Origin of the sequence: Desulfocapsa sulfexigens DSM 10523, from assembly GCF_000341395.1 — a bacterium.
GTDB lineage: Bacteria > Desulfobacterota > Desulfobulbia > Desulfobulbales > Desulfocapsaceae > Desulfocapsa > Desulfocapsa sulfexigens.
On the sequence record NC_020304.1, the window covers coordinates 3,159,867 to 3,178,954 of the forward strand.

Genomic DNA, 19,088 nt, shown 5'->3' on the forward strand with positions numbered 1-19,088 from the left:
TTTATCAGATGTCACTTTTTGCATTTCTCGGTACCCTTGAAATCGGCCTTATTTATGGTCTGGTTGCCCTTGGTGTTTTTCTGACGTTTAGAATTCTTGACTTTCCAGATCTGACCGTTGATGGAAGCTTCCCCATGGGTGGTGCCGTAGCTGCAACTGCCATTATTGCAGGGGTAAATCCCTGGCTTGCGACCATCCTCGCCATGGCTTGTGGTGCTCTGTGTGGTCTGGTTACAGCCTTTCTAGCAGTGCGTTGTGGAATATTGCATCTTCTGGCATCCATCCTGACAATGATAGCTGCCTTTTCTGTGAATATCAGAATTATGGGGCGCCCCAATATTGCGCTTCTTGGAGAGGCTACCATTTTCACTCCCTTTGAACAGGGGATATTTGACCAGCTTCACGTTCACCTCGCCATAGTATTTCTCCTGGTTCTCTTTTCAGCACTTTTTATTATTCGTCTTCTCACAAGTGATTTTGGCCTCGGCCTCAGGGCAACTGGTGTAAATGACCGTATGGTCGCAGCACAGGGTGGAAATATAGGATTTTTTACCTATTTTGGTTTGGCACTCTCCAATGGCTTTGTCGGTTTTGCTGGGGCTCTTTTTGCTCAGAGTAATTCATTCGCCGATGTGACCTCGGGAGTTGGTACCATTGTCGTTGGACTTGCTGCCGTTATCCTGGGGCAAACCCTACTCACAGGAAACCGTATTTGGATAGCTGTTGTTGCCGTCATTGTCGGTTCAATTCTCTATCGACTCGCTGTTGCCTTCGCTCTCAGCAGCGGTATGTTTGGTATGCAGGCATCGGATCTTAATCTCGTCACTGCAGCCCTGGTGGCAATAGCCCTAATTGCGCCAAAGATGAAAGGGAAAATCCGATTTGGATCGTTGAGGGGACCTAGCACTACATGATTACTCTTCAAAAGATCCGTGTAACCTTTAATGCTGGTACGATTCTTGAGAACAGGGCGTTGCGTAATGTTTCTCTCGCAATTCCAGAAGGGCAGTTTGTGACCATTATTGGATCAAATGGTGCTGGAAAATCAACCCTCCTTGGTGCAGTAAGTGGTGAAACAGCCATATCTCAGGGAAGTGTCGCCATAGGTGACGTTGATGTGACCAGATGGCCAGTACATAAACGGGCAAAATTTGCCGCCAGGGTATTTCAAAACCCCCTTGCTGGAACCTGTGCAACCTTAAGTATTGAAGAAAACATGGCGCTTGCCTATAAACGAGGGAAACAACGTGGCTGGCATCTGGCCCTGTCATCAAACCGTAGAAAGATTTTCCAGGATCGAATTTCCATTCTTGGTCTCGGCCTGGAAGACCGTCTAAGTGATTCCATCGGTCTGCTTTCAGGTGGACAGAGACAGGCGGTCAGTCTGGTTATGGCGACCCTCAGTGACAGTCATCTTCTCCTTCTGGATGAACATACCGCAGCACTTGATCCACGTATGGCAGCCTTTGTACTCGAACTTACCAACAAGGTGGTTAAGGAGTTTTCGCTTACCGTGATGATGGTGACTCATTCGATGAAAGATGCTCTTGCCAGTGGAGATCGAACCATCATGCTCCATCAGGGGGAGGTGGTTTTTGATGTTGCAGGCGATGAGAGAAAAAAACTCGATGTCCCTCAATTGCTCGAAATGTTTAGTCGTGTTCGCAATGAAGAACTCTCCGACGACAGCCTTCTGCTGGGTTGAGAAAAAAACGCTTATGGCAATGATATTACAGCAAACCATGCTATAATAATTCATCTATTGTCGCCTGTTTAATACAAGTATCAGTCACGAAGGAATAGAGGTCCAATCACGTTGTTTGAAACCATTTCCACTCCTAAGTTTATATCTTTTCTCCTTATAGCCGCAGGTGCCTCCCTTCTGTTTGTCGCCATTATTACCGGGATGCGGTTAAAAAGAAAACTGCCGCTTTCCCTCCAATACAAGTGGCTGCTTCTGATCTGGCTGATGGCTTTTTTCTTCTGTGGTCATCTTTTCTTTGCCTGGCTTCTCTGGCACGACTTTGCCTTTCCTCATATACTTATAGCAGCCTCCATCTTTTTTGGAGGAACCTTTGCTCTGTTTCTTATTGCCCTGACCAGAGCAAGTGCCAGAGCTTTCTGGGAAAGTAAGACAAAATTGAAGGAGGCCAGTGCAACACTTAAAATTAAAAATAGTATGCTCGACAGGGAGATCACTGCTCATTCAAAGACAGAAGCAGAACTTGAGAGGTCCAATACCCTCTTTTTAAAAGATCTCTTTGAGATGATGGTGGAAGTTCTCGCAAATCGGGATCAGTATACCTTTGACCATGCCATCCACGTTGCCGCTCTTTCAAAAATCGTCGGTGAAGAAATCGGTCTTGATAAAGAAGAGCTTGAAATCCTTGAACTTGGATGTCTGGTCCATGATATTGGGAAAACTGCTATACCAGATGATATTCTTTTAAAACCTGATCGTTTTGATTTTCAGGATAGAAAAATCATGGATTATCATCCGTTAATTGGTGCTAAGCTCATCAGCAGACATATCCAGGATGACAGAATTACCGATATTATTCTGAAACACCATGAACGACTCGATGGAAGTGGCTACCCTTTTGGCCTTAAAGGTCCAGAAATCGGGTTATTGCCACGTATTGTCGGAGTAGCAGATACCTACGATGCTCTTGTGAGTCTGCGCCCTTATAAGACACCTTTTTCTCACAAAAAGGCCATGGCTGTTCTCAAAGATGAGGCGAAGAGTGGAAAGCTTGACAGTAATGTGGTGAAGGTCTTTGGTAAGGTCATCAAAAGCCATAAACAGTCACTGGCTACGCACCCAATTACTGCAGGCTTCATGAAGGACATAGAGTTGTTCCGAAGTCGAGCCTATTTTCGGGAGCCTCTGAGTGATTTTTACAACTATCGCTACCTGCTTTCACTGGATGATGCCAGACTTCTGGCGAAAGAATATCTCGCCTATGACCTTATCCTGATACGTTTCCCTGATTTCAACAGCTTGCAGGTGGATATAGGGTATGCCGTGGCTGATCAGGTTGCTGATGAATTAGGGCACAATCTTCTCGAAATTATTACCACAATCAGTCGTACAAGAAAATACTATGATGGCTCGGTAATGCTTTTTAAAAAAGGCCTGGATTATCTTGTCTATTCAGAATGTGAAGAACCATACAATCATGAAGAGTTACTGGAAAATGTTACAGGGATATTAGATCAGGCAGAAACTGACTGGCACCTGGTCTACACAATTTCCTCCCATCAGTTTACCCCAGGGACTCCGATTGTCCAGGCAATCTGTCGTCTTTTCAGTGAAACTGTCTCACAAAAAAGTTAAAATGATAAATTTGTAAAAGTTTAGATCGAATTTGTCAGTTTGAGCAACACGACGTGAGAGAACCTGACACTCACAGTAGGTATATAATTATTAAGGATTACATGAAACTGTTGATCTTATCACTGGCTATTAACGACAGATGAGTAGAAATAGAAAGGGGCAGAATCAAATGAATGATCCTGCCCTTGAAGAAGCTTTTCAGGGTACGTGTTACTTTTTCATCTTACGAAGTCTAAAGCCTACAAGTCCAACTAAACCTGTTCCGAAGAGGAGCATCGTTGCAGGTTCAGAGACTGGGTCTGCGAAATCACCCTGAGCATTCATTGAAATATTAGGAGCATTGTACAATCTGCTGACCCAAGTGCCTCCAAAATCGTCTCTAACATTAAACCAGTACGCCCATTCAGGGGAAGCATTTACACGCCAGTGTTATTTTATACGATACGTTTGCCGCCATTTCAAGAGAACGGGCAGCAGTTACATTGTAACCAGCACCAGCTCCGTATGAAGTTGACCCAATAGTAACTGTATCTGTAGTATAAGTATCATCTATGAAAATTGTATGACCATCATTACCTCCAGCTGCGAAAATTACATTTTGATCCACAGACGACATAATGTAAGTTGTAAAAATATGGATATTATGACCATCCTCAGAGCCTAGTGTTGCAAAACTGTCATTAGCAGGAGACCATGGGCCGTTGTCTCCAGTAACATAGCCTTTAAACCCAACACTTGGAAATTGGCTTACATCTGTGAAGTAGTAACTGCTACTGTATGAGCCAAGATCATAGTAGTAGTAAGACCAATAGTTATCATAAGATGTGTGGGATGGGGTCGGACCAAGCCAATTGCCTGACTTGACAAGATAAAGGAATGAAAAACAGGCTGTATTTTTCCTTAAACACATCATTTTATAGGCAAAAATGGTTTTTTAAGGAGAATAACAGGAGACAGACAACATTTTATGCCTGTCCTTCAGCAAAAATTCCGTCGCACGCGACTTCTCAAGTGGCACACAGGAGATCTCCCAGGGTGAACACATGTCTTTCAGCACGTGAATGCCGGGTTTACGGATACGCCTTATAATGGATAGAGGACTTTATCTTGTTGTGCAGACTCGTCCCGACGCATACGCCTTATACCCGATTCCTGTTCGTCTTCCCGTGCCTTTGCAGTATCTGATGTTCGGATGTCCCCCTTCAGAAGCATTGTCACCAATGCTCCGTTGCCTACCGCTATACCCTTCGCCTCCATCTGGCTGGGTTTAAGACTTGCCAAGTATTTGATTATACGTTACACTTGACTCACTTTTAAGATCATGTGCCGTGCCCGGTACACACAAGCGGGTCAAGTGCGACGCGAAAAAGCGTCGCGCGACTGGCCCAAATCGTTGTGTCGACATAAAAAGTCCACATATCTCCCTATTTTTTTGGATATTTTAGAATTTTCTCTGTTCTGCTGACTACAAGGAGGATGAGTAATGACAGATAAAAGTTGCCCAATAACCCCAGGGGTCCCGGATCTTTCAACCATAGAGACGGTTTCACTTAATCCAGAAAATACTCTCCAGAATTACCAGAAGGCCATGGTAATTGCCAAGGAACAAGCAGAACAGCGTTTAGAGGAGTACATGCTTATTTCCTGGTATGATCGAGACCGAGACTTCGAGTCACCTCCCAATACTACTGAAAAATCTGATGATGGCCCAAAAGATGGCTATATCCACTACGGCCTGAACCATGGAGCAAAGCTTAAAGTCGATATCGAGAATGGCAGGTTTGTCTTTTTCTTTACCCCGATTGAATGGTGAGATGATAACTCCCGTTGATTAGTTCAGAGATGCCATGGACAATCACGAAAGCCTACAAAAATTTGCCGTTACTATAGACATCTCGAAGTTCTATAGTTTCATAAATTTCTAAACCATTACCTTATTCCTGTAGAGTCGAATTCCTTCACATTCTGCTTTTCCAATTGTCAGGTCAGGTGTCAACAACAAATAATTTGTAGTTGTTCTTCCTCTTTATTTCCTCATTAGAGTAAAATACGCCTTAAATTCTTTAGTAACCAGATCATCAGATATTAGTACAAATTGGGTAATTCTCTGCCCGATATCAACCCGATTCCGACAGATGTCGGCTTTTTTTCTCCATTTAATCGTCCTACAGTGAAGATATACCCAGAGAGGATTCTAATCTGACTGAATTACCTTAACGGTTGTAAACAACAAGTAGGAGGAGAGAGTATGAAACTATTGAGAACAATAATTGGAGTAATAGTTCTGATCTGTAGTGTAAGTTTAGCTGGAAATTCTTTTGCTCAAAAATCCGGAAATCATGATGATGTGGAAATAGAAATAATTTCTAATCAACGTGGAAGCCTGGGGGACTTTTTCGCCTCAGGTAGGTGGACGGGAATTGAGCAGCAATATGTAATTTCCAGACATAATGAGCCCTATCGTCTCAGAGTGACCAACCATGGAAATAAGCGGGTTGGAGTTGTTATTGCGGTGGATGGGAGAAACATTCTTAGCGGGCATCCCTCAAATTTACAATCGAATGAGCACATGTGTATTCTGGAACCTGACCAATCAAAGTATTATGCAGGGTGGAATGTGGGGAGACACCAGATCAATGGATTTGTTTTTAACAATATGGACAATTTTGAACCAGGAAGAAGAAAACCCCAAAATGGTGTCGGCATAATTGCCCTTGCTGTATTTGACGAGCAGCATAGGGGGAGACAAGATAATTATGGCTACTGGAAAAACCGCAACGGATCTGTAAAACCTTATGGTCGGGAGGCTCATTTTGTGCCAGGACATAGAGCAACTGCTAAGAATTTTATCAGGTATGAATCTCGTAACAGCCTGTGTAAAAAAGGGATGATTCAGTGCGGGCCAAAAAAACATAAGGATCATTTATTAAATGGCGGCCACAGAAATAACGGCTTTGTATCTTTTCCTCCCTTCAATTTTAAACTGAGGTTTTAACATACAGAAAACACATGTTTCGAACAGACATGAGTTGATGTTGATAGGGTAAACCGTATCAACATACTTTCAGCAGGTCAGGTAGGGTGAAAACCGACCTGTTGAAAGTAAGGAATAGCATTAAGCCTAAAAAAAAGATTAAAAAACAATACTACATAAGGCCAACTTCCCTGTAATACTTGACGGCTCCATCGTGCAAAGGAGCAGAAAGACCATTTTTTATCATATCTTCTTTTTTCAGGTTTGCAAAAGCAGGCTCTGACTTCCTGAATTGATCGAAGTTTTCAAATACTGCTTTGACAACGTTATAGATTATATCAACAGGGACATCGGAGGAGGATACTAAGGTCGCATCGACGCCAAAGGTCGGGATGTCAGTATCAGTGCCACGGTACATTCCACCAGGGACAATGGCTTTACGGTAATATTCGTTTTCAGCAACGAGTTTGTCAACCTCTGGCACTTCCACACTAACCATGACTGCGTCACAAAGTGTGCTAGCCTCTTTTATTGATTGATTTGGGTGGCCAACGGTAAAAACCATGGCATCCACTTTGTTTTCACAAAGGGCCTTGGACTGTTCAGAAGATCTGAGTTCTAAGGCGAGTTTGAAGTCTGCGTTGGTCCAGTTAACCGCATCCATAAGGGCCTCCATGGTGCCACGCTGCCCGGAACCGGGATTACCAATGTTTACACGTTTGCCTTTCAAGTCTTTAAAATCTTTGATTCCAGAATCAGAACGGGCCACAACGGTGAATGGTTCGGGGTATATGGAAAAAATCGTGCGCAACTTTGTGTTTGGTCCTTCCTTTTTGAATTTTGATGTTCCATTATATGCATGATTCAGCAGGTCAGACTGGGCAATACCCATGTCAAATTCTCCTGAAGCAATGGTGTTAAGATTGTAGACCGATCCACCAGTACTCTCAGCCAGGCAATGAACCCCATGCTCCTTCCTCGATTTATTTACAAGACCGCAGATTGCTCTACCTGTTGGATAATAAATACTGGTCATCCCTCCGGTACCAACGGTCACAAATTGCTGTTCTGCTGATGATGGGCTGGATGCGAGCGTGAGGGTGAATGTGCAACAAATGATTATTCTGGATATACATTTCATTCGTGTTCTCCTGTAGAATGAACAATTCTACAGCCTAGTATACTTTGGGCTGGTCTTACTTTCAGCAGTTTAATACCGTTTGAAATTATTTTCAGGGAATTAAAACAGGAAAAGGAAGAGTGTTTTTTTAGCTAAGGAAATGAAGGAGTGGACCGTTACTCGGACTGATGGATACTGATCTTTCCTTGCCTGCTCTGATAATTCTGTCCATATATTCACCAGCCATCTGGAATGCAACAGCAGGTGTGTTCTCAAGAGAAAGGTAAGAAGCAAAGGCTGACGAGTAGGTGCATCCGGTGCCATGAAGATTGGGGTTGTGAAGACGCTGGCGTGTTGAAGCAACAACAGGTTCGTCGGGCTGGACAAGAAAATCACTGATAGTGGCCTCTGATTCTTCGATATGGCCACCCTTGACAAGAATTCCTTTCATATACGGGTATTGCTTTAATATATCCCTGGCACCTGCAATGGCTTCTTTAGTCGTTGTTGTTGATCGATTTGATAAAAGCTGCAACTCCATTCTGTTTGGGGTGAGATAGCTTACATTTGGTAGAAGTTTTTTTCTAATAGTGGTCACTGTTTTGCCCGTAAAAAGCTGTTCTCCGGTGGTTGATGCCAGGACAGGATCATAAATCACCTCACCTGTAAATGGATCGAGCAATTGGGCAAGACAATGAATGATGGTATCATTTCCTGTCATTCCGATCTTAATATGCGTGACATTATGATCGTCAAAAACTGCCTTTACCTGTGCCTTAATATAATCAACGTTCAGAGGGTGTATTGCAAGAACACCTTTGGCATTTTGCACCGTAAGACAGGTGATGGCCGTTGCGCCATATACCCCAATTGTGGTCATGGTTTTCAGGTCAGCCTGTATTCCTGCACCGCCTGAAGGGTCAGAACCGGCAATACTGAGGAGAGTGCGTTGAAGAAGCAACCAGACCACCTTTAGTAAAGGATATTCTTATGTTCACAGAGTGTCATTCAGTCCCTTGCGAAATATAGTAAAATGCAATACTATTGCAAGGTTTCATCATGTAAATAATCAGAAAAACCCCTTGTGTCTCTTAGAAAATGCCACCAAAACCACCAGTTTACGACGAAAGTAAAGTAAAGACTCTCAGTTCGCTCGAGCATATTCGCAAACGTCCAGGGATGTATATTGGACGGCTTGGCTCAGGTAGTCATCCCGATGATGGTATTTACATCCTGCTCAAGGAGGTGATTGACAACTCGGTTGATGAATTTATTATGGGAGCCGGGCAAAGAGTCAATGTATCCATAACTGAAGAGGGAAGGGTGTTTGTTCGGGATTTTGGACGAGGCATCCCACTTGGGAAGGTTGTGGAGTGCGTTTCAAGAATTAATACCGGTGCCAAATATTCAACGGATGTTTTTCAGTTCTCCGTAGGGTTGAACGGTGTGGGTACCAAGGCAGTCAACGCCATGTCAGCTTTTTTTAAAGTGACTGCCTACAGGGAGGGCGAATATGCCTCTGCCACATTCTCCAGTGGCATACTCAGTGACCAGGAAAGTGGAAAAACCGATGAACCTAATGGCACTCTTATTGAATTTCTTCCGGACCATGAGCTGTTCCAGGATTTTCGTTTTGACCCTGAATTCGTCGATAAAAGGCTGTGGCGTTATGCATATCTCAATGCCGGACTTAAGATTTATCTCGATAAAACCTGTTATTTTTCAAAAAATGGTCTTCTTGATCTTCTCGATAAAGAGCTTGGCGGGCAGGGTATATATGATCCTATTTACTATCAGGATCAAACTCTGGAATTTGCCTTTTCCCATAGTGAAGGCTACAGCGATACCTATTACAGTTTTGTCAATGGGACCTATACCAGTGAGGGTGGAACCCATCTATCTGCTTTTAGAGAAGGCGTCCTGAAAGGGGTTAATGAATTTTCCAACAAGAAGTTCAGTGCCAATGATGTCCGGGAGGGAATAGTTGGAACTCTTTCTGTGAAAATCATTGAACCTGTGTTTGAATCCCAGACAAAAAATAAACTTGGCAATACCGATATCCGTGCCTGGATTGTAAATAAGGTTAAAGATGCCGTTTCCAGTGCCATGTACAAGGACTCCGAACTCGCCGACAGGATTCTCGAAAAGGTTCAGCGAAATCAGAAAATCCGAAAAGAACTCCAGAGCGTTCGTAAAGAGGCCAAAGCCAAGGCCAAGAAAGTTGCGCTTAAAATCCCACAATTAAAGGATTGCAAGCACCATCCGAAACGTAATGAACCTTCCGCGAAAGATCGTGAAAATATGATTTTTATTACAGAAGGGCAATCCGCTGCCGGGTCCATTGTCTCATCCCGTGACCCGCTGACCCAGGCCGTCTTTTCCTTAAAGGGAAAGCCCATGAACGTTTTTGGACAAAAACTTGCGCTCCTCTATAAGAATGAAGAGATGTATTCTCTCATGCGGGCCCTGAATATTGAGGAATCCATTACAGATTTGCGCTTTGATAAGGTTATACTTGCAACCGATGCTGATGTCGATGGATTGCATATCCGCAATCTGCTACTTACTTTTTTTCTTCATTATTTCGAGCCCCTGGTTAAGCTTGGACATGTGTATATCCTGGAAACACCAATTTTCAGGGTGCGGAACAAAGAGGAAACACATTACTGTTATTCCGAGAAAGAAAAAGATGAGTTTACCAGAACTCTTCAGGGCAAGGGGAAAGTAAAAAAAGCTGTTGAGACTACTCGCTTCAAAGGTCTTGGAGAGATATCACCTAAGGAATTTAAACAGTTTATTGGCCCCGATATTATTCTAAAACAGGTGGATATGGGGTCTGTGAGTGAAGTGTCAGAAGTACTTTCTTTCTATATGGGAAAAAACACTCCTGATCGAAAAACGTATATTATGGAAAACCTCCTCTAGGGTAACAAGTGGAATCTCAGCACGGTAAACTTCGGCAGCTTTTTGAATATAACTTTCTTGAGTACACCTCCTATGTAATTAAAGAGCGTGCTATTCCGGATATTAACGACGGCCTCAAACCTGTTCAGCGACGTATTCTCCAGACCCTCCACAATATGGATGATGGCCGTTTTCACAAGGTTGCAAACGTTGTTGGGGCCACCATGAAACTGCATCCCCATGGAGATCAATCTATCTTTGCAGCCCTCGTTAATCTGGCAAACAAGGGCTACCTTATTGATCGCCAGGGAAACTACGGGAATATTTTCACAGGAGATTCAGCCTCTGCCCCCCGTTATATTGAGTGCCGTTTATCGCCCCTTGCCCGTGAGATCATGTTCAATAAGGATCTTACAGAATATGTAGATTCTTACGATGGCAGGATGCGGGAACCTGTTACCCTGCCATGCAAAATTCCATTATTACTGCTCCAGGGTGCGGATGGTATTGCTGTTGGTATGGCCACAAAGATCATGCCCCATAATTTTTGTGAGTTACTCGAGGCTCAAAAAAAGATTCTTCAGGGAGAGGACGTAAGGCTCTATCCTGACTTCCCTCAGGGCGGGTTGGTTGATGTTTCCCAGTATAATAATGGGAATGGAAAAATTCGCTGTCGTGCCAGGATGGAAGAGCTCAATGAAAAAACCATCGTTATTAGAGAAATACCGTTCACGACTACAACCGAATCTTTAATTGATTCCGTAGAAAAAGCTGCCAAATCCGGTAAAATCAAAATTGTTTCCATTAGTGACTATACCGCAGAAAATGTGGAAATAGAGATAAAACTTGCCCGTGGCATATATGCCAAGGATACTATCAAGGCACTGTATGCCTTTACTGATTGTGAAGTGCCGATCAGTCCCAATCTTACCCTGGTTCAGAACGGTGTCCCTCGAACGGCCACGGTGGAAGAGGTGCTGCGTTATAATACCGCTAAACTTCTCGATGATCTGAGACGTGAGTTGGAAATCGACAAAAATCGTCTGGAAGATCGGCTGCATGCACGACTTCTCGAACAGATTTTCATTGAAGAGCGTATCTACAAGACCATTGAAGAGAAAACGAGTTACAAGGCTGTGATTGCAGGAGTGGATGAAGCTCTGGCACCATTTGTTTCAGAGCTGAAACGTCCTGTGGTTACAGAGGATATAGAAAGACTGCTTGAAATTCGTATTAAGCGAATATCGCGCTATGATATCAATAAGCAGAAAAAGGAAATCAAATCCATCCGTGGAGATATCAAAACAATCGTTAAACATCTTAAGGATATGGTGCTCTTTACTACCAATTATATCAGTAAAATTTTAACAAAATATGGTGAATCATATCCTCGTTTGACAGAATTGACAGAATTTACCGAGGTGAGTGTGCGAAGAGTCGCCCTGTCTAATCTCACCGTCTGTTATGACAGGAAAGATGGTTTTCTAGGACACCAGATAAAAGTAAGCAGTGGAGAACCGGAATTCTCCATTCCATGTTCAGAGTATGATAGATTACTGCTTATCTATGAAACCGGAATGTATAAGGTTGTCCAGGTGACGGATAAACTCTTTGTCGGTCACGATATCCGCTGGATAGGAAAGATTCAAAAGGGACTCGTCTTTAATATGGTGTATAAGGAAGGGCAGGAAAATCTTTGTTACGTTAAGCGATTTACCACCCCGAAATTTATACTTGATAAAGAATACAGACTTTTTGATGAACATAAACAGTCTAAAATTCTACTGCTTTCCCTCGGAGAAGAGAAGAGCGCTCGTGCCAGTCTGGTTCCGTCCCCTCGCGCTAAATCAAATGTCGTTGAAATTGTATTTGATGAATATCTCTTAAAAGGCCCGTCTGCCAAGGGCAAGCGTGTTTCACCAAGGAGTGTCCGTCGTGTGATTGACACTACGGGTAAAACACCCCAGCCTAAAAAGATCAATTTGGCCCTTCCTGGTATGGAAAATACAGATCCAGGGCAGGGTGAAGAAGAGTGACAATCTTGGGCTGTGTTGATAGGCTAAACGCTTTCGATCAGGATTAGCTGCAAAATGCACTCCCCTGATTTAAGAATCTCTCCATTGTAAGATTTATTGTTAGGGAATAGAAGTCAGATTTGAACTTAATGATGATTAAACTGCAAGATAGCTGAACCATCAAAAAAAACTATGACGGAAGATGAGGACTCTGATACTGTAATAGTAAGTGCTTCGGACACTGCCGTGAGTGAGGCTGCAGCTGCGTGCCTTGCGCCAAAGCCTTTCAGCATTTTTGTGTTCTCGCTGGCTGGCGGATTGAGGTAGGTACCAGCTTTTTCAACCACCCCCGAATTGTCTATAATAAACGCCCCATCAAGCGCTGCAAATTCACGTATCGTTTCAAAAAAATCATTATCATGAATGTTACGGTTTCTTTTCGGATGACCTTTGCAAGGATTGAGTACAAGTTGAGTCAGGTATTTATCGTATTTTTTATAATCTCCAAGGACAAAGATCGTACCTATTTTCTTACCTTCACGGCCTTGGCCTGCAAGGCGTAATGCAATGTCGAGTAAACGAATAAATTCCTTAGAACGTAGAATTTTTTTAGGAATTTTCTCGTACGTATGCTTCTGAAACCATTTGTTATCTCGTAATAAATTAGTTATCAGCAAGTTGTCTAGTCGAAGAGAACCTACCAAGCCAGTAATGCAGAGTACCGTTTCATCGTGTTCGACCAGATTGTGCAAAACCGCAATGAGTAAACCAAGTTGGAATTGGTCTGATCGTGAAAGGTTTTGACCGGGAAGGGAAAGGACAGAGCAATGAGGCAGAAACTCCTCCCGGATTTTCGCCTCATCTTTGGTGAGTAATATTATCGACACCTGCTCCTTGTTTTCTAAGATGTAGCGTTGGTCCAAAACCGACTCAGCAAAAACTAGAATCTTAGTAATGCGTAGCTGGCGAGCAAGACCGAAGCAATGATTGACTAAAAGTTTTGATTCGCGGTTTTCCGATGGTCGTACTTTGGTTCGGTCGTTGCCTTTAGTTGTCATTTCTTATAATTTATTTGTGTAAATTGTTCTCTGAGCAATACGACGTTCAGATCGCATTTTCTCAAGAAACGCCTGAAAAAGAGGAGTCTCTTTTTCAGGTTCTATTACTTTCTCTTCTTTTTAGAACAGAGGTGGGGGAATCTTGCTACAAAAAAGTGGACAGGCAATTACTCCGCTTTTTTATTATCCAATAATAAAATCTTAAAAGTGGCCGATAATTGTGTCAGTTGCCTGAATGGAGTATATAAGTATTAACGCTATTAAGCGCAGGTGACTATCATCTTTTACAAAAGCTAATTTTCTTTGTAAATCTTCGTTTCGTTGATGTTCCGGCCATAGAATCTGAGACAGGTGGCTTGAAGACATTATGGCTGCAGGGGCGATTTCGAGTACAAATACTCGGGCTACCTGATAGCTATATCTGTTATGAGTGGTTACAATTCTTGAATGTTTTTGTAAAATACAAAAAATAAGTATGTCTATTGTAGGAAGCTACTAATGACTAATGAAGTCTGAGTTCATGATCGAATCCGTAACCAAAATCCTCACTACCTGGAATGATACTTAATGCTTTCTTCCGCGCAACCAAACACTCATAAGGGCCGTTATAAAAGTCTTCTCGATATTGTGTCAACCGATGATATTATCTGCATTCTAATCGTTGCAGATCCGGATGCTATTGCCAGTGCCCTTGCTTTAAAAAGATTGTTTTGGAGAAAGGTGCAGAAGACTCTTATCTGTAGAGTTAATGCCATAAAACGTTCGGATAATCTTGCGATGCTCAGGGACCTGCGGATTGACGTTCCTTATATTACCAAGGTGGACACTAGTAATGTGACGAAATGGGCCATAGTTGATTCACAGCCGCATCATCATAAATCTTTAAATAATACCAATTTTAGCATTGTTATCGACCATCATTCCCCCGATCCCTCATTGGACGTTCCTTTCAAAGATATACGTGAAGAATATGGTGCTGTTTCGTCTATTATGACGGAATACCTTAAGACCGCTGGTGTTACCCCTTCAACAAAACTCGCTACTGCACTGTTTTACGGCATCAAGACAGACACAGACAACTTCACCAGAACCTCGACCAGCGCTGATGTCAGGGCTTTTCGGTATCTCTATCCTCATGCCAATATCAATATTATTAAGAAAATAGAATCATCTGAAATTAATAAGAAAAATCTGGTCGCATTCCGAAAGGCATTTGAGGAGCTGCAATTTATAGGTGATACTGCCTATATTCATATGGGAGTTGTAAAAGATGCTGATGTCTTGGTGATTCTCGCCGATTTTTTTCTGAAGATGGCTGAGGCTACCTGGTGTATCGTTTCCGGAATATATGGCAAAAAATTAATTATAATTTTGAGAAATGTTGGTTTCCGGCGTGACGCTGGTAAGGTTGCCATGCGACTGTTTGGCGAGGTGGGCTCAGCCGGCGGTCATAAGAGTGCTGCGAGGGTGGAGATACCAGTCGCAACTCTTGTAGGTGAGACAGAAGAGTTATCAGTATTGAGAGAGTATGTTGCCGATAAAATCAGAAAACGATAAGTCATACTGCCAATAATTCTTTTTATGATTTTGTGTTCCCTCGGTCTTTCAATTCCAGATACGACCACTTTTAACAAATCAAAAAAAACTCAACCATAATGACCTTAGATTTTAAGGGCTGAATGACAGCAAGGCTTTGTGGCAACACATTTGATACTCCTTTCTTGACAGTCAGATATAAAGTTGGCACAATATAATATTGTGTAATATTATATTGTCAAATAATTGATCGCTTTTTTACTTCTTCCAGGTTTCTATGTCCCTTATTGCTGTTGCATTTCTAACAGGCACTCTTTATATCGGTCCTCTTTGTCTTCCAGAATGGTTTGTCTGGGAAGAATCTCTTGCCAGTGCAATCCTGCCCTTTACGTATGTTTATGCCAAAGGCCTGTTTTCAATAGCGTGTCTTTTTGGCGCCTCCATATATCATCACAAAAAGCAAATACAGAAAAGAAGAATATTTAAGGTGCCTCAAGTTGGAGAAAAGGGACGTCTACGATTGCCAAACCAGAGGGAGACGTCTGATCGTTTTGGCATGTCTGTCCTTTTATGTGTTTTGGTTCTAGTATTTATTGTCGCTGGTTATAGTCGGGCTTTTGGCGGTGTTAAAATGGTTGCCATCGACAGAGATATTGTTAATGTACGCAGTGGGCCAGCAATCAGTTATAAGACATTATGGCAGTTTGGAAAAGGATATCCGCTCAAGGTTGTTGGTAGTAGGAAAGAATGGTATAAAGTTCAGGATTTTGAAGGAGACTCTGGTTGGATCTATAAACCTCTCGTTTCACGTACTCCACATGTTGTGGTAAAGAACAAACTTGTAAATATCCGCTCCAGGCCGGGAACCAGACATGCTGTCATTGCAAGAGCACAGAGAGGAGTGGTGTTCCAGACCATTGCTTCCGTGAAAGGATGGGTTAAAGTGCGTCATGCAGGAGGGCTTGTCGGCTGGGTTGCAAGAAGACTTGTCTGGGGATGGTAAGATTACTGCTATCAAATCCCTTGCTGGCAAACATCTATTCACCATCTGCACCATTACTTTATGTGAGGCGTGAAAAGATAGATCTCCAACAATGAGAAAGGAAACATGTACTGCTTTTTTTATCTACCAGCAGTTTTCCTGTTGTTTGCTCTTCCACGCGCCCTCCCCCAAAAACAACATTCCCGGTAACGTTAAGGTTTAAATCCAACCATTATCTTTCCTGATCGCCATTGAAATTCAGCTTTGCAATCCAGAGTTTTTTTCGCGTCGATTATATGGGACGTCAGAAACTCATCCCTGGGGCTCTGCGTCCGCCGTCCAGGCCACAGATGCCCATATAATCAACACAAAACAATTCCTCCTCAGGTGGTAGGCTGAGGAATAATGGTAATCAGGTTATCTTTTCTCTTTGATAGCCTAATATGACTGGCCAAAGGGCAAAATCACAGTTTTTTCTTAAGCCCCCCCAACTGCTCCTTTAACCATATGCAGTACATGTTCTTAATCAGTTTCAAAGGAACTGATTTACCGTATCACACTTCTCTATTCATCTGCTCAACAAATCCCAATCCTTCCTGCCAGGTCAATGGAAATTCCGAAAGACAACAGCCTTGGCTCCATGCAAGAATTGTCGTTCAGTCCAGCACAGAACAAGTTGATAATCACTTAGAAGTTCATAGTGTCATTCGTATCTTTTAAATCCTTAGTAAACTCCTATTCAAATCATTTTATTTGTGATTGAATTAGTAAAATTTCATTTTTATGACGATAAATGAAAATTGAAAAAATATTGAGCAGTCAGTTTTTGACCTTAGATAGGTTCTTCTGTGAAAAACAAAAAGGATAGCGACGATTTGAATCAGGAAGGTATTAACCAGGTTTTAGCGAGAAGACTTACCGAATCTCAGCGTATTGCACACATTGGTAGTTGGGAGCACAACCTCGAAACCAATGAGACATTCTTTTCCGAGGAATTTTTCCGCTTGTGTGGCCTCGATTCAGAGAAAGATAGTGCAGATTTTGAGCTTTTTTTTAGCATTCTGCATTCAGAGGACCAACCGCTATTAAAAAAAACCATCGCAGAAACATTACAATCACACAAACCCTTCAATATCGATTATCGAATCATACTCAAGGATGGGAGTATCAGATACATCCGTTCCCTTGGGGAAATCATCCCCGATAGCGCCGGCAACCTTGTGATTTTGTCTGGAACAAGCCAGGACATAACCGACCGCAAGAAAGCTGAAGAAACGATGAAAAGAACGGAAAGCCTCTATCGAAGCTTCATAGATTCAATGAAAGACGTGGCATTTCTAAAGGACGATAAGCTTCGGTATTTGATTGCTAACAGGGCAACCTGTGATTTTCTGGGCCTACCCGTGGAGGAGGTGTTGGGGAAAACAGATTTTGATTTAATGCACGAAGATGCAGCAAACGCGTGCAGAAAAACGGATATAAAGGCTCTCACTTCCTCGAATGGTATTTTCGTAGATGAAGAATCATTTGGTGACACTATTTTTGAGACTCGAAAATTTCAAATTAGGTTGGCGGACAATGTCTTTGGTGTTGGTGCTTATATCACAGATGTTACCGCACGCAAGCGGTCTGAGGAGAAGCTGCAGGAGAGCGAGGAGTACACCCGCAATATTCTCGATACCGTTGACGTGGGGCTTATCGTTGTTGATCGCGACTACCGCATCATAACCGCCAATAACGCGTATCGTACTCAGATTGGCCAACAATTTGACGACAAGATAATTGGAAAACATTGCTATGAACTATCGCACCTGTCACGGCGACCATGTTTTGAGGCAGGCGAAGAGTGTGCTGTTCGGGGAGTGTTTGAGGACGGGGTATTACATACAACTGTTCACAAACATATCAACAGGGACGGTAAAATACAATATATGGAAACCAAAGCTTTTCCTAACAAAGACAAAGCTGGCAATGTGACTTCAGCAATAGCAGTGATCCATAACATCACCGAAAGGCATCTTCTTGAAGCCGAACAACTCAGGACACAGAAACTTGAAGCTATTGGAACACTTGCCGGCGGGATCGCACACGACTTCAACAATCTACTTCAAGGCGTATTCGGCTATATCTCTATGGCTAAGATAAAGTCGAGTCAACCAGAAGAGGTTATACGGAATCTGGAGCAGGCCGAAAAGGCCTTGTCACTATCTGTGAATCTGACTACCCAGCTGCTAACTTTTGCCAAAGGAGGTAATCCTGTAAAAAAGAAGATTTATCTACAACCTGTGATCGAAAACGCTACAAAGTTTGCTTTGAGCGGGTCTCGATGTGATTACCTGTTGCATCTCGACCCAAACCTTTGGCAGGCAGAAGTAGATGAAGGACAGATAGCTCAAGTAATTCAGAATATCGTCCTTAACGCTAGTGAGGCGATGCCCGAAGGAGGTGTCGTCGATATTTTGTCCGAGAATATTACTCTTTTGCATGAAGGTCGGCATGTTAGGATTATCATTAAAGATAGTGGAATCGGGATTCCTGAGGCCTATCGCTCGAAAGTTTTCGATCCCTACTTCACTACGAAGCAAAAAGGGAGTGGTCTTGGCCTTGCCACCTCATATTCGATTGTGAAAAACCATGGAGGTTCGATTAAGGTAGAAGCTTCACAGAATAATGGTACTTCCTTTATCATCACCCTTCCTGCATGTGAGTCTGAAATTCTGAAAGAAAAGACAATCGAATCCGCCATCGACATGCAGAAGCAGAACGGTCGTATTCTTTTAATGGATGACGACACCATGATAAGGGATGTGGCACTGAGTATGATAGAGTTATTGGGACATAACCTTGAATTGGCGAGCCATGGAGAAGAGGCTATTGAAAAATACCAGGTGGCGTTTCTTTCAGAGAATCCCTTTGATTTTGTCATCCTCGATCTTACTGTTAAAGGTGGCATGGGGGGGCAAGAGACCATGCTAAAGCTTCAGGAGATTGACCCAAATGTGAGGGCTGTTGTTTCAAGTGGATATTCCGATGATCCAGTAGTTTCCGGGTTTCCTGATTATGGTTTCCAGGGAATGTTGAATAAACCTTACACTATCAAAGAATTGAAGGAGTGTCTGAGTGAGATGATAAACTGAGGCAGTTCCTATTTTCCCACTGCAA

Annotated in this window: 15 protein-coding genes; 10 read left to right on the forward strand and 5 right to left on the reverse strand. The window is 42.7% G+C overall.

What is annotated here, in order from left to right:
* Positions 1-8: 8 nt before the first annotated feature.
* From UWK_RS14090 to UWK_RS18670, 3 genes are all read left to right on the forward strand, one after another.
* Positions 9-914 carry an ABC transporter permease gene (locus UWK_RS14090; RefSeq protein WP_015405058.1) on the forward strand — a complete coding sequence of 302 codons (906 nt, stop codon included), beginning with the start codon at positions 9-11 and terminating at the stop codon, positions 912-914.
* Complete coding sequence (locus tag UWK_RS14095; RefSeq protein ID WP_015405059.1) at positions 911-1,705, forward strand: ABC transporter ATP-binding protein; 795 nt, start codon at positions 911-913, stop codon at positions 1,703-1,705. Before UWK_RS14090 ends, UWK_RS14095 begins: the two co-directional genes overlap by 4 nt.
* A gap of 111 nt (positions 1,706-1,816) precedes the next feature.
* A complete protein-coding gene (locus UWK_RS18670) occupies positions 1,817-3,337 on the forward strand; it encodes an HD-GYP domain-containing protein (protein ID WP_015405060.1) in 1,521 nt (506 codons plus the stop codon).
* Between the two features lie 210 nt (positions 3,338-3,547).
* On the opposite strand, the gene UWK_RS20205 is transcribed toward UWK_RS18670, so the two are convergent.
* Both UWK_RS20205 and UWK_RS14105 read right to left on the reverse strand, forming a co-directional pair.
* Positions 3,548-3,661: a PEP-CTERM sorting domain-containing protein gene (locus UWK_RS20205; RefSeq protein WP_083907309.1), complete on the reverse strand. Its 114-nt coding sequence runs from the start codon at positions 3,659-3,661 to the stop codon at positions 3,548-3,550.
* A gap of 759 nt (positions 3,662-4,420) precedes the next feature.
* Positions 4,421-4,618 carry a hypothetical protein gene (locus UWK_RS14105; RefSeq protein ID WP_041916437.1) on the reverse strand — a complete coding sequence of 66 codons (198 nt, stop codon included), beginning with the start codon at positions 4,616-4,618 and terminating at the stop codon, positions 4,421-4,423.
* 202 nt (positions 4,619-4,820) lie between these two features.
* Between UWK_RS14105 and UWK_RS14110 the strand changes: the two genes are divergently transcribed.
* Both UWK_RS14110 and UWK_RS18675 read left to right on the forward strand, forming a co-directional pair.
* The gene (locus tag UWK_RS14110) at positions 4,821-5,150 is read left to right on the forward strand and encodes an AF1514 family protein (protein WP_015405063.1); all 330 of its coding nucleotides are present in this window, start codon (positions 4,821-4,823) and stop codon (positions 5,148-5,150) included.
* Positions 5,151-5,585: 435 nt separating this feature from the next.
* Entirely contained in the window at positions 5,586-6,332 is a 747-nt protein-coding gene (locus UWK_RS18675; RefSeq protein WP_015405064.1) for a hypothetical protein, read from the forward strand.
* 151 nt (positions 6,333-6,483) lie between these two features.
* Here the strand turns inward: UWK_RS18675 and UWK_RS14120 are convergent, their stop codons facing one another.
* On the reverse strand, positions 6,484-7,452 hold the full coding sequence (locus tag UWK_RS14120; protein WP_015405065.1) for a TAXI family TRAP transporter solute-binding subunit: 969 nt from the start codon (positions 7,450-7,452) through the stop codon (positions 6,484-6,486).
* Positions 7,453-7,579: 127 nt separating this feature from the next.
* Positions 7,580-8,392, reverse strand: coding sequence for a bifunctional hydroxymethylpyrimidine kinase/phosphomethylpyrimidine kinase (gene thiD / locus UWK_RS14125; protein WP_015405066.1), 813 nt, complete (start codon positions 8,390-8,392; stop codon positions 7,580-7,582).
* Between the two features lie 137 nt (positions 8,393-8,529).
* Between thiD and UWK_RS14130 the strand changes: the two genes are divergently transcribed.
* Positions 8,530-10,356 (forward strand): DNA topoisomerase IV subunit B, encoded by a 1,827-nt coding sequence (locus UWK_RS14130; RefSeq protein WP_015405067.1) that lies wholly within the window; start codon positions 8,530-8,532, stop codon positions 10,354-10,356.
* An 8-nt stretch (positions 10,357-10,364) separates the two neighbouring features.
* A complete protein-coding gene (locus UWK_RS14135) occupies positions 10,365-12,371 on the forward strand; it encodes a DNA topoisomerase IV subunit A (RefSeq protein WP_015405068.1) in 2,007 nt (668 codons plus the stop codon).
* A gap of 125 nt (positions 12,372-12,496) precedes the next feature.
* On the opposite strand, the gene UWK_RS18680 is transcribed toward UWK_RS14135, so the two are convergent.
* Complete coding sequence (locus tag UWK_RS18680; protein ID WP_015405069.1) at positions 12,497-13,408, reverse strand: DNA integrity scanning protein DisA nucleotide-binding domain protein; 912 nt, start codon at positions 13,406-13,408, stop codon at positions 12,497-12,499.
* A gap of 567 nt (positions 13,409-13,975) precedes the next feature.
* On the opposite strand from UWK_RS18680, the gene UWK_RS14145 reads away from it, so the two are divergent.
* The 3 genes from UWK_RS14145 (at position 13,976) to UWK_RS18690 (ending at position 19,063) form a co-directional block, all read left to right on the forward strand.
* Positions 13,976-14,965: a DHH family phosphoesterase gene (locus UWK_RS14145; RefSeq protein WP_015405070.1), complete on the forward strand. Its 990-nt coding sequence runs from the start codon at positions 13,976-13,978 to the stop codon at positions 14,963-14,965.
* Between the two features lie 256 nt (positions 14,966-15,221).
* The gene (locus UWK_RS18685; protein ID WP_015405071.1) at positions 15,222-15,947 is read left to right on the forward strand and encodes an SH3 domain-containing protein; all 726 of its coding nucleotides are present in this window, start codon (positions 15,222-15,224) and stop codon (positions 15,945-15,947) included.
* An 827-nt stretch (positions 15,948-16,774) separates the two neighbouring features.
* Positions 16,775-19,063, forward strand: coding sequence for a PAS domain-containing hybrid sensor histidine kinase/response regulator (locus tag UWK_RS18690; RefSeq protein WP_015405072.1), 2,289 nt, complete (start codon positions 16,775-16,777; stop codon positions 19,061-19,063).
* Positions 19,064-19,088: the final 25 nt, after the last annotated feature.

What these genes read in the sequence shown, in the direction of transcription:
- UWK_RS14120 (WP_015405065.1), bottom strand. Translation starts at nt 7,452, where the DNA reads ATGAAATGTATATCCAGAATAATCATTTGTTGCACATTCACCCTCACG.
- UWK_RS18675 (WP_015405064.1), top strand. Translation starts at nt 5,586, where the DNA reads ATGAAACTATTGAGAACAATAATTGGAGTAATAGTTCTGATCTGTAGT.
- UWK_RS14110 (WP_015405063.1), top strand. Translation starts at nt 4,821, where the DNA reads ATGACAGATAAAAGTTGCCCAATAACCCCAGGGGTCCCGGATCTTTCA.
- UWK_RS20205 (WP_083907309.1), bottom strand. Translation starts at nt 3,661, where the DNA reads ATGAATGCTCAGGGTGATTTCGCAGACCCAGTCTCTGAACCTGCAACG.
- UWK_RS14145 (WP_015405070.1), top strand. Translation starts at nt 13,976, where the DNA reads ATGCTTTCTTCCGCGCAACCAAACACTCATAAGGGCCGTTATAAAAGT.
- UWK_RS18680 (WP_015405069.1), bottom strand. Translation starts at nt 13,408, where the DNA reads ATGACAACTAAAGGCAACGACCGAACCAAAGTACGACCATCGGAAAAC.
- UWK_RS14095 (WP_015405059.1), top strand. Translation starts at nt 911, where the DNA reads ATGATTACTCTTCAAAAGATCCGTGTAACCTTTAATGCTGGTACGATT.
- UWK_RS14090 (WP_015405058.1), top strand. Translation starts at nt 9, where the DNA reads ATGTCACTTTTTGCATTTCTCGGTACCCTTGAAATCGGCCTTATTTAT.
- UWK_RS14130 (WP_015405067.1), top strand. Translation starts at nt 8,530, where the DNA reads ATGCCACCAAAACCACCAGTTTACGACGAAAGTAAAGTAAAGACTCTC.
- UWK_RS18685 (WP_015405071.1), top strand. Translation starts at nt 15,222, where the DNA reads ATGTCCCTTATTGCTGTTGCATTTCTAACAGGCACTCTTTATATCGGT.